The following is a 7,435-nucleotide window of genomic DNA, read 5'->3' on the forward strand; positions in this document are numbered from 1 at the left end:
TTTCCGTATTCGTCTATCGCTGGACGGCTCAACGACGGCCGCGGAAAGGGAGTTCCCGATATACCTTTTCAGGCCCGGTGCCGGCCTCTTCCGGCGCGCGTCGCGCCGACCAGTTCGTGATCCGACCGGCGGTGGCGGCGCCCTCTCAGCGGGACGTCGTGCGTGAGCGGCTCGTGGTCCGGACGCCGGTGCCGGCGGCCCCGAGGCGGCAGGTCGGGCGAGAACGTGGCGTGCTCCTCGGCGGCACGGCGGCGCCGGCGACCCCGGTAGGCGGCCTCGGAGGAGTCGAGGACGTCCTCGTGCCCGCGCCTGCGCCTGGGCGGGCTGAAGGCGTCGAACGCGCTGGTGGCCCCGGGGATGACGATGCGCTCGAACGGCCCGGTGTCGACGACCCGCTGCAGCGGGCCGGTGTCGAGGACGACCTCCAGCGGCCCGGTCTCGTCGGTGAACTCGAACCGGCTCCGGTCGAAGTCCGGCTCGAAGGGGTCGTCGTCGAAGGCGGGCGTGAACGGGCCGCTGCCGCCGGCTGCCTGGCCGTGGGAGCGGGTGCTGCGGTGCCGCGGCACGGCGTCCGTGGCCAGGTCGAACGGCCTGGTCTCGTGCGGCAGCTTCCGGTGCGTGGCGGGGCGGGCGGCCCCGGCGCTGACGAGGGAGGGCTGGGCGGCCGTGGCCGCGGCGGTCATCGGGGCGGTCACCGTGGCCGTCAATGGGGCCGTCACTGGGGCCGTCACTGGGGCGGTCGCTGTAGCCGTCACTGTGGCGGTCAATGGGGCCGTCACCGGGACGGTGGTCGTCCGGCGGCGACGGCGGCGGCCGGCCTTGGAGCGGGACGGGCGGGCGGGCTTGCCCGCCGCGGCGACCGGGCTCAGGCGCATGCGGCGGGTCTTGGCCACGGCGAGCAGCGCGAGGGCGGCCACCAGGGCCGAGCCGACCAGCGTCGGGGCGCTGACGGCCGGGAGTGGGCCGGTGGCGGAGGCGTCGGTGTGCGTCGGAAGGGGCTCGGCGGTCGCCGCCTCGGTGTCCGCCGTGGCCGGCTTGGCGTGCTTGCCCTTCTTGACCGTGCTGGGCGAGGGGGAGGCCGCCGTCCTCGGGCTGGTCGTCACCGACGCCGAGGCGGAGACGGAGGGCTGGGGCTGCGGCTGGACCTGGGTCTTGGGCTGCTCCTGAGCACGGCCCTGGGCCTCCTCCGGGGTCTGGCCCTCGGTACGCCCCTGGGCACCCGACTCCTCCCGCCCGGGGGTCTGCGACTGGAGCCGGTCGGCCCCGGCCAGCGGGGTCTGGGCCCGCCCCGCCTCGCCCCTGGGGATCAGCGAGCTGAGCGACTCCTCGGGAAGCTGGAGCGTGCCAACTTGATCGCCATCCTTGGCCGCCTCCTTCTCGGCCCGCTTCGCCGCCGCCTCGTCCAGCCGGGACTTGATCCGCTCCGGGTAGCCGTAGCCGACGACCTTGCTCGTGTCACGTTCCTTGCGCTTGGCGACACCGCCGTCGATGTTGCCCTCGATCGTGAAGATCCGGCCGTTCTCGACCTTCGTCACGACGCCGACGTGATCGATGTTGTCGACGTCGTTCGAGCCGCTCCAGTCGTAGAAGACGAACGCGCCGACCTTGGGCGTCTTGCCCCACGCCCCCTGCTCCTTGAACCACTCCGCGTGCGCCACCGTCCACGCGAACTGCCCGATCCACTCCTCGTAGCCGAGCTTGTGCGCGGCCCAGGAGAGATACATGTCGCACCACGGTGCGGAGCTGTAGTCGGCGTCGAACTCGACGTTCTTGCCGTACCAGTCGCCGAACTTGGTGTACGCGCCCGACTTCTCGGCGTAGCCGACCTGACTCTCGAGCAGCTCGATGTACTTCTGGATCTCTGGCGTCATGGAAGCGTGGGGAAACCTTCCGCGCAAGACCGGTTTATCCACGCAGCCCTAGGTAAAGAGGTAACCAGGGACTGGTGTGACAAGACCGGAGGCCTGTCGTCTTCCGTGATGAGTGAGGTTACCGTGCCGTAACCCCAGGTCAAGCACGTCCCAAGAGAGACCCATGCCACTCCAGGGATAGAAACCGCAGGTCAAGGATGTTGCCAGAAATGTCCATGCCTAGGTGGTTTAACCAGAAAAGATCTACCTTGAGGTGAGGTCTCAGTACCCTGCGCCCGTCAGCAGCCCGCCGTCCACGGTGAACTCGCTGCCCGTGCAGTAGCTGGCCCGGTCGGAGGCCAGGAACGCCACCACGTGCGACACCTCCACGGGCTTGGCGAAGCGCTTGATGACCATGGACTTGACGAAGGCCTCGCCGTCGACCTCGTTCATCATCACCGGGTCCATGGCCATCGCGGTGTTGATCGCCCCAGGGTGCACCGAGTTGACCCGGATCTTGAACCTGGCCAGCTCCCGCGCCGCCGACTTGGTGATGCCGCGGATCCCGAACTTCGAGGCCGAGTACGCCGACAGCCCCTCGGCGCCGACGTATCCCTCGATCGAGGAGATGTTCACGATGGCCCCGCGCCCGGCCGCCTTCATGGGCTCGATCGCCGACTTGATCCCCAGCCAGGTGCCCTTGAGGTTGACGCCGATCACCCGGTCGAACTCCTCGGGCGACATATCGGCTATCCGCCGAAATTGCAGGATCCCGGCGTTGTTGACCAGCACGTCCAGCCTGCCGTACACCTCCGTGGCCGTCGCGACGGCACGCTCCCACTCCTCCACGCTCGTCACGTCGTGCCGCACGAACGTGGCCCCGGTCTCCGCCGCCAGCGCCTTGCCCTCCTCCTCCAGCACGTCCCCGAACACGACCCGGGCCCCCTCCTCCAGGAACAGCCGTACGTGCGCCGCCCCCATGCCCCGGGCCCCGCCGCTGATCAGCGCGACCTTGCCGTCAAGCAGTCCCATGACGCCCTCCTGCCGCGACGGCCACGGCGGCCGCCTCCATGGTGCGGTAGACGGGGATCCCCGCCGCCGCCGCGATCCGCCTTACCTCGTCCTCGACGCCCGGGGGCGCGCATTCGCCGTTCCTGGTGACCAGGGTGACCCTGATCCCGGGCCGCGCGGCCTGGGCTCCGGCGAGGGCGCGGGTGTAGGCGTACAGGGGTTCGGTCCTGTCCCCGTAGGTGAAGAACGCCGGGACGTTCACGTGCGCCACCACGTCCCGGTACGGCCCCGCGAGCGCGTCGATCACCTCGGCCACGAGCCCGGCCCGGCCCAGCGGCCCCACCGGCACTTCGAGCGGGTTGCCCGCCGCCACCACCCCGAGCCCGCGCAGCGCGTCCAGGCGGTCGCCGGGCAGCGCGTCCAGCCGCACCCCGGCCAGGTCGAACGCGTCCGCCGCCAGCACGCTCGCGCCCCCGCTCGGCCCCACCACCAGCACCCCGTCCCCCGAGGTGACGCGGGAGCCGTGCGCCTGGAAGAACGCCAGCACCCCGATCAGGTCGTCCTGGGTGGACACCAGCGCCGCCCCCGCCTGCTCGGCCACCGCCTCCCAGATCCGCCGGTCGCTCACCATGCCGCCCGTGTGCGAGGCCGCCGCCCGCTGCCCCTGCCCGGTGCGCCCGCCGACCAGCAGCACCACGGGCAGCTCCGCGTCCCGCAGCGCCGCGTACAGCTCGCGCCCGTCCCGCGGATCCTCCAGGTACAGCCCGACCGCCCGCGTCTCGGAGTCGTGGGCGAGCCAGCGCAGCAGCTCAGCGGGGGTGACGTCGGCCGCGTTCCCGACGGTGACGACCCGGCTGAACGCCAGCCCGCGCCGCTCCCCGACCTTGATCACCTCTCCGGCGAGCCCGCCGCTCTGGGAGATCAGCGCGACCGTGCCCGCGGGTCCCATCCCGCCGCCCACGAACGTCTGGCGGCCCTTGGGGGAGTACACGCCCATGCAGTTGGGCCCGAGCAGCCGCGTCCCCGCCGCCCGCGCCGCCGCGACGAGCTCCTCCTCAAGCTCCGGCCGCCCGGCCTCCCCGAACCCGCCGCTCATCACCTGCACGAACGGCACCCCGCGCGCCTGCCGCACCACCTCGGCGCACCGCTCGGCGGGCACCGCGACTAGGGCGTAGTCCACCTCCGCCGCGGCCAGCGACGGCACGGCCGGCACCCCCGCCACCTCGGCCGCCGTGGGGTGCACGGCCACCAGCGGGACGCCCGCGGCCCGGTAGAAGCCGAGGAACATGTTCCCGAAGTTCGGCCTGGACGTGGAGGCCCCGGCGACGGCCACGGCCCCGGGCTCGAAGAGCGGCAGGAAGTCCGTCGCGCGCGTCACGGGCTCGCCGGGGGACGCCTCGCCCGGCAGGTGGCGGGCATCGACCGCGATCACCCCGGCAGGGCCGGCGATCACCGGGTTCAGCTCGAACTCGCCCAGCTCCAGCCGCTCCCACAGCCCTCCCGGCCCGCCCACCGTCATGAGCAGCTTGACCACCGCGTCCACGTCCACCGGCGGCCCGCCGCGCCAGCCGTCCAGCAGCCCGGCCCCGCGCAGGGACGCCAGCATGCGCCGCGCGTCCCCCTCCGCGATCGGGCAGAGCCGCAGCGCGGTGTCGCGCAGCGCCTCGGTCCACACCCCGCCCAGCCCGGCGAGCAGCACCGGCCCGAACGCCGGGTCGCGCACCAGCCCCACGATCAGCTCGACCCCGGCCGCGGCCTGCTCCTCCACCAGGAACCCGGCGGGCTCCAGCCGCGCCTCCATCCCGGCCGCCGCCGCCTCCAGGTCCGCGAACCGCAGCCCCAGCGCCACGGCCCCGGCCTCGGACTTGTGCACCAGCCCGGGCCCGAACGCCTTCAGCACCAGCGGCTCGTTCAGCTCCCGAGCCGCCCCGAAGTCGAGGTCGCGCACCACCACCCCGCGCGGCACCGGCACCCCGGCGGCGGCGAGCAGCGCCTTGACCTCGTGCTCGTACGCGCTCACCCGTGCAGCTCGCGGATCTTCCTGCGCAGCAGCTTGCCGGGCCCGCCGGAGGCGTCCTGCGAGTGCGGCAGCTCGCCGGTCACCACGATGCGGTCCGGCCGCTGGTGCGCGGGCAGGGTGTCGGCCAGGGCCAGCGCCAGCTTGGAGGCGTCGAGGGTGTGCCCGGCGCGCGGTACGACGGCCAGCAGCACCTCCTGCTCCGCCGCTCCCTCGGGAACCCCGACCGCGCCCGCCTCGGCCACCCCGTCCAGCGCCGAGGCCGCCTCCTCGATCACGACCGGCTGGGTCCAGACGCCGCCCTTGAGGATCGAGTCCTCCCTGCGGCCGAGGACGCGCAGCACGCCGTCGGCGGAGAGCGTCCCGAGGTCGCCCCCCACGTACCAGTCGCCGCGCAGCACCTCCGCCGTCTTGTCCGGCAGGCCGTCGTACCCGGCCATCCGGTGCGGCCCGGCCAGGTTGATCTCGCCGACCTCGTCGATCACCGGGTTCCCCTGGGGGCCGGTGATCCGCACCGCGTTCCCCGTACGGGCGCGCCCCGAGGACCCCAGCGGGGTGGAGCCGTCGTCCACGCGCCCCATGCACGTGTACGGCGCCTCGGTCTGCCCGTAGTACGAGAACACCCCGGCCTGCGGCAGCCGGGCCTTGATCCGGTCGAGCATGGTCGCGGTCAGCGGCTCGCCGCCCAGCATGATCACCTGGATCGAGGACAGGTCCACGCCCTCGTGGGCGGCCGAGGCCAGCAGGGCCGCGTAGAACGAGGGGATCTGCGACACGTGCGTGACCCGTTCGCGGGGGACGACCCGCAGGAAGTTCTCCGGCCCCCAGTCCTGCTCCAGCACCAGCCGCATCCCCGCGTACAGCGCGGGCCCCACGATGGCCGGGAAGCCGATGCCCCAGATGATCGCGCCCGTGCCGAACACGGAGTCGGGCCCGCGCGGCACGTCCAGCCAGATCTGCGCCGTGGCCAGCGACGACGCGTGCGTGTGCGTGACCGCCTTGGGCAGCCCGGTCGTCCCCGAGGTGTAGTAGAGCGCCAGCGGGTCGTCGTGGAACCCGGCGAGCGGCGGCTCCTCGTCCGACCCCTCGGCCAGCTCCCGCACGTCGATCCACGTGGTCACCTCCGGCAGGCTGGGCCTGATCCGCTCGACCACCGCCTCCACGGTCGCGTCGTGGACGAACGCCGTGCACCCGGAGGCCGCCACCACGTCCCGCAGCGTCTCCTCCGGCCAGTACGGGTTCAGCGCCGCCGTGACCGCCCCGATCTTGGCCTGCGCCAGGTAGACCTCGGCCACCCGCAACGTCTCGTTGAGCAGCGCCGCCACCCGCCTGCCCGGCGTGATCCCGGCGGCGAGCAGGGCGTTGGCGCGGCGGTTGACGTTCCGGTTGAGCTGGTCGTAGGTGAAGCTCTGCTCGCCGCAGTACGTCAGCGCCACCCGGTCGGGCGTGCGCAGCGCTCCGGCGGTCAGGATCGCGTGGCCGTAGTTGCCGTAGGGTGATCGTGCCATGGGGGGTGCCTCCACATCAGAGGGGCAGATCAGAGGGGTTCGGGAGGGCTCGCAGGGGCTGGGAGGGACGCGTACAGCACGAAGACGTTCCCTGAGGGGTCGCGCAGCACGGCCCGCGTCTCGTGCGGCCCGGCCTCGGGCGCCCGCACCACCTCGGCGCCGCGCGCCGTCAGCTCCCCCACGGCCCGCCCGACGTCGTCCACCTTGTACGACGGGGCGGCCGAGGTGGTGACGTGCTCGGCCGGCCCGGCCAGCGCGACGGTGACCCCGCCGCCGTCGAGCGCGGCGAACCGGTCGCCGTCGCGGAACTTCACCGGCAACCCGTAGAAGGCGATCGCCTCGTCCAGGTCGGCGACGGGGATCAGCACGTTGCCGAGCTTCACGCGGGCCTCCAGTGGGGAAGGTCGTCGAGGAACGTCACGCGTACCGGGAGGCCGACGCGCACCTGCTCGGGGGCGCACTCCACCACGTGCCCGAAGGCCCGCACGCCCTCCGGCAGGTCCACCCAGGCCATCACGTAGGGTTCGCGGCCCCGGTAGGCGGGGGCGAACGAGCGGTGCACGACGGTGTAGGTGTGCACCACGCCCTCGCCGGAGGCGGGCTCGAACACGAGCCGGTCGCCACCGCACCAGGGGCAGGCGGCCTCGGGGAGGTGGATGCGGCGGTCGCAGGCGGTGCAGCGCTGGATGACCAGCTCGCCGCGCCCGCAGGCGGCCCAGTAGGCAGAGGTGTCACCGCTCATCGCTGCCAAGCTAGCGCACGCTTGGTTTCCCGACAAGGCCCGCCTGGCCGCAGTGCGCCGACCCCTGCTGCCGCACCCCACGTGGCGCTCACTCCGGGTCCGACGGTTCCCACAGGTCCGACAGGTCCGACGGGTCCGACGGGTCCGGCGTGGCGGGGAGGAGGTCGGGCGAAGGCTCCTCGGACGTGCGGAGGGGCGCCGTGGACGGGGTGGGCGAGGGCTGGGCGACGGGGGCGTCCGAGGGCTGGGCGGCGGGGGCGTCGGAGGTGGGCGGGGCGGGGGTGTCGGTGCCGGAGGCGGTGTGGTC

6 protein-coding genes and 1 pseudogene are annotated in these 7,435 nt (G+C 73.3%); all 7 read right to left on the reverse strand.

Features of this window, described 5'->3' with window-relative positions:
* Positions 1-68: 68 nt before the first annotated feature.
* Positions 69-1,871 (reverse strand): CHAP domain-containing protein, encoded by a 1,803-nt coding sequence (locus ACTWPW_RS33570; RefSeq protein ID WP_443170955.1) that lies wholly within the window; start codon positions 1,869-1,871, stop codon positions 69-71.
* Between the two features lie 261 nt (positions 1,872-2,132).
* A complete protein-coding gene (locus ACTWPW_RS33575; RefSeq protein WP_443170956.1) occupies positions 2,133-2,882 on the reverse strand; it encodes a glucose 1-dehydrogenase in 750 nt (249 codons plus the stop codon).
* Complete coding sequence (locus ACTWPW_RS33580; RefSeq protein WP_443170957.1) at positions 2,869-4,881, reverse strand: acetate--CoA ligase family protein; 2,013 nt, start codon at positions 4,879-4,881, stop codon at positions 2,869-2,871. The genes ACTWPW_RS33575 and ACTWPW_RS33580 overlap by 14 nt, the downstream gene beginning before the upstream one ends.
* A complete protein-coding gene (locus ACTWPW_RS33585; RefSeq protein ID WP_443170958.1) occupies positions 4,878-6,386 on the reverse strand; it encodes a class I adenylate-forming enzyme family protein in 1,509 nt (502 codons plus the stop codon). The genes ACTWPW_RS33580 and ACTWPW_RS33585 overlap by 4 nt, the downstream gene beginning before the upstream one ends.
* Before the next feature lie 29 nt (positions 6,387-6,415).
* Positions 6,416-6,769: a VOC family protein gene (locus ACTWPW_RS33590; protein WP_443170959.1), complete on the reverse strand. Its 354-nt coding sequence runs from the start codon at positions 6,767-6,769 to the stop codon at positions 6,416-6,418.
* Positions 6,766-7,128, reverse strand: coding sequence for a Zn-ribbon domain-containing OB-fold protein (locus tag ACTWPW_RS33595; protein ID WP_375115727.1), 363 nt, complete (start codon positions 7,126-7,128; stop codon positions 6,766-6,768). The genes ACTWPW_RS33590 and ACTWPW_RS33595 overlap by 4 nt, the downstream gene beginning before the upstream one ends.
* 88 nt (positions 7,129-7,216) lie before the next feature.
* Positions 7,217-7,435 (reverse strand): annotated as a pseudogene (locus tag ACTWPW_RS33600) (hypothetical protein); the annotation flags it as partial.

Origin of the sequence: Nonomuraea sp. KM90, assembly GCF_052246675.1 — a bacterium.
Classification (GTDB): domain Bacteria; phylum Actinomycetota; class Actinomycetes; order Streptosporangiales; family Streptosporangiaceae; genus Nonomuraea.

What these genes read in the sequence shown, in the direction of transcription:
- ACTWPW_RS33570 (WP_443170955.1), bottom strand. Translation starts at nt 1,871, where the DNA reads ATGACGCCAGAGATCCAGAAGTACATCGAGCTGCTCGAGAGTCAGGTC.
- ACTWPW_RS33595 (WP_375115727.1), bottom strand. Translation starts at nt 7,128, where the DNA reads ATGAGCGGTGACACCTCTGCCTACTGGGCCGCCTGCGGGCGCGGCGAG.
- ACTWPW_RS33575 (WP_443170956.1), bottom strand. Translation starts at nt 2,882, where the DNA reads ATGGGACTGCTTGACGGCAAGGTCGCGCTGATCAGCGGCGGGGCCCGG.
- ACTWPW_RS33585 (WP_443170958.1), bottom strand. Translation starts at nt 6,386, where the DNA reads ATGGCACGATCACCCTACGGCAACTACGGCCACGCGATCCTGACCGCC.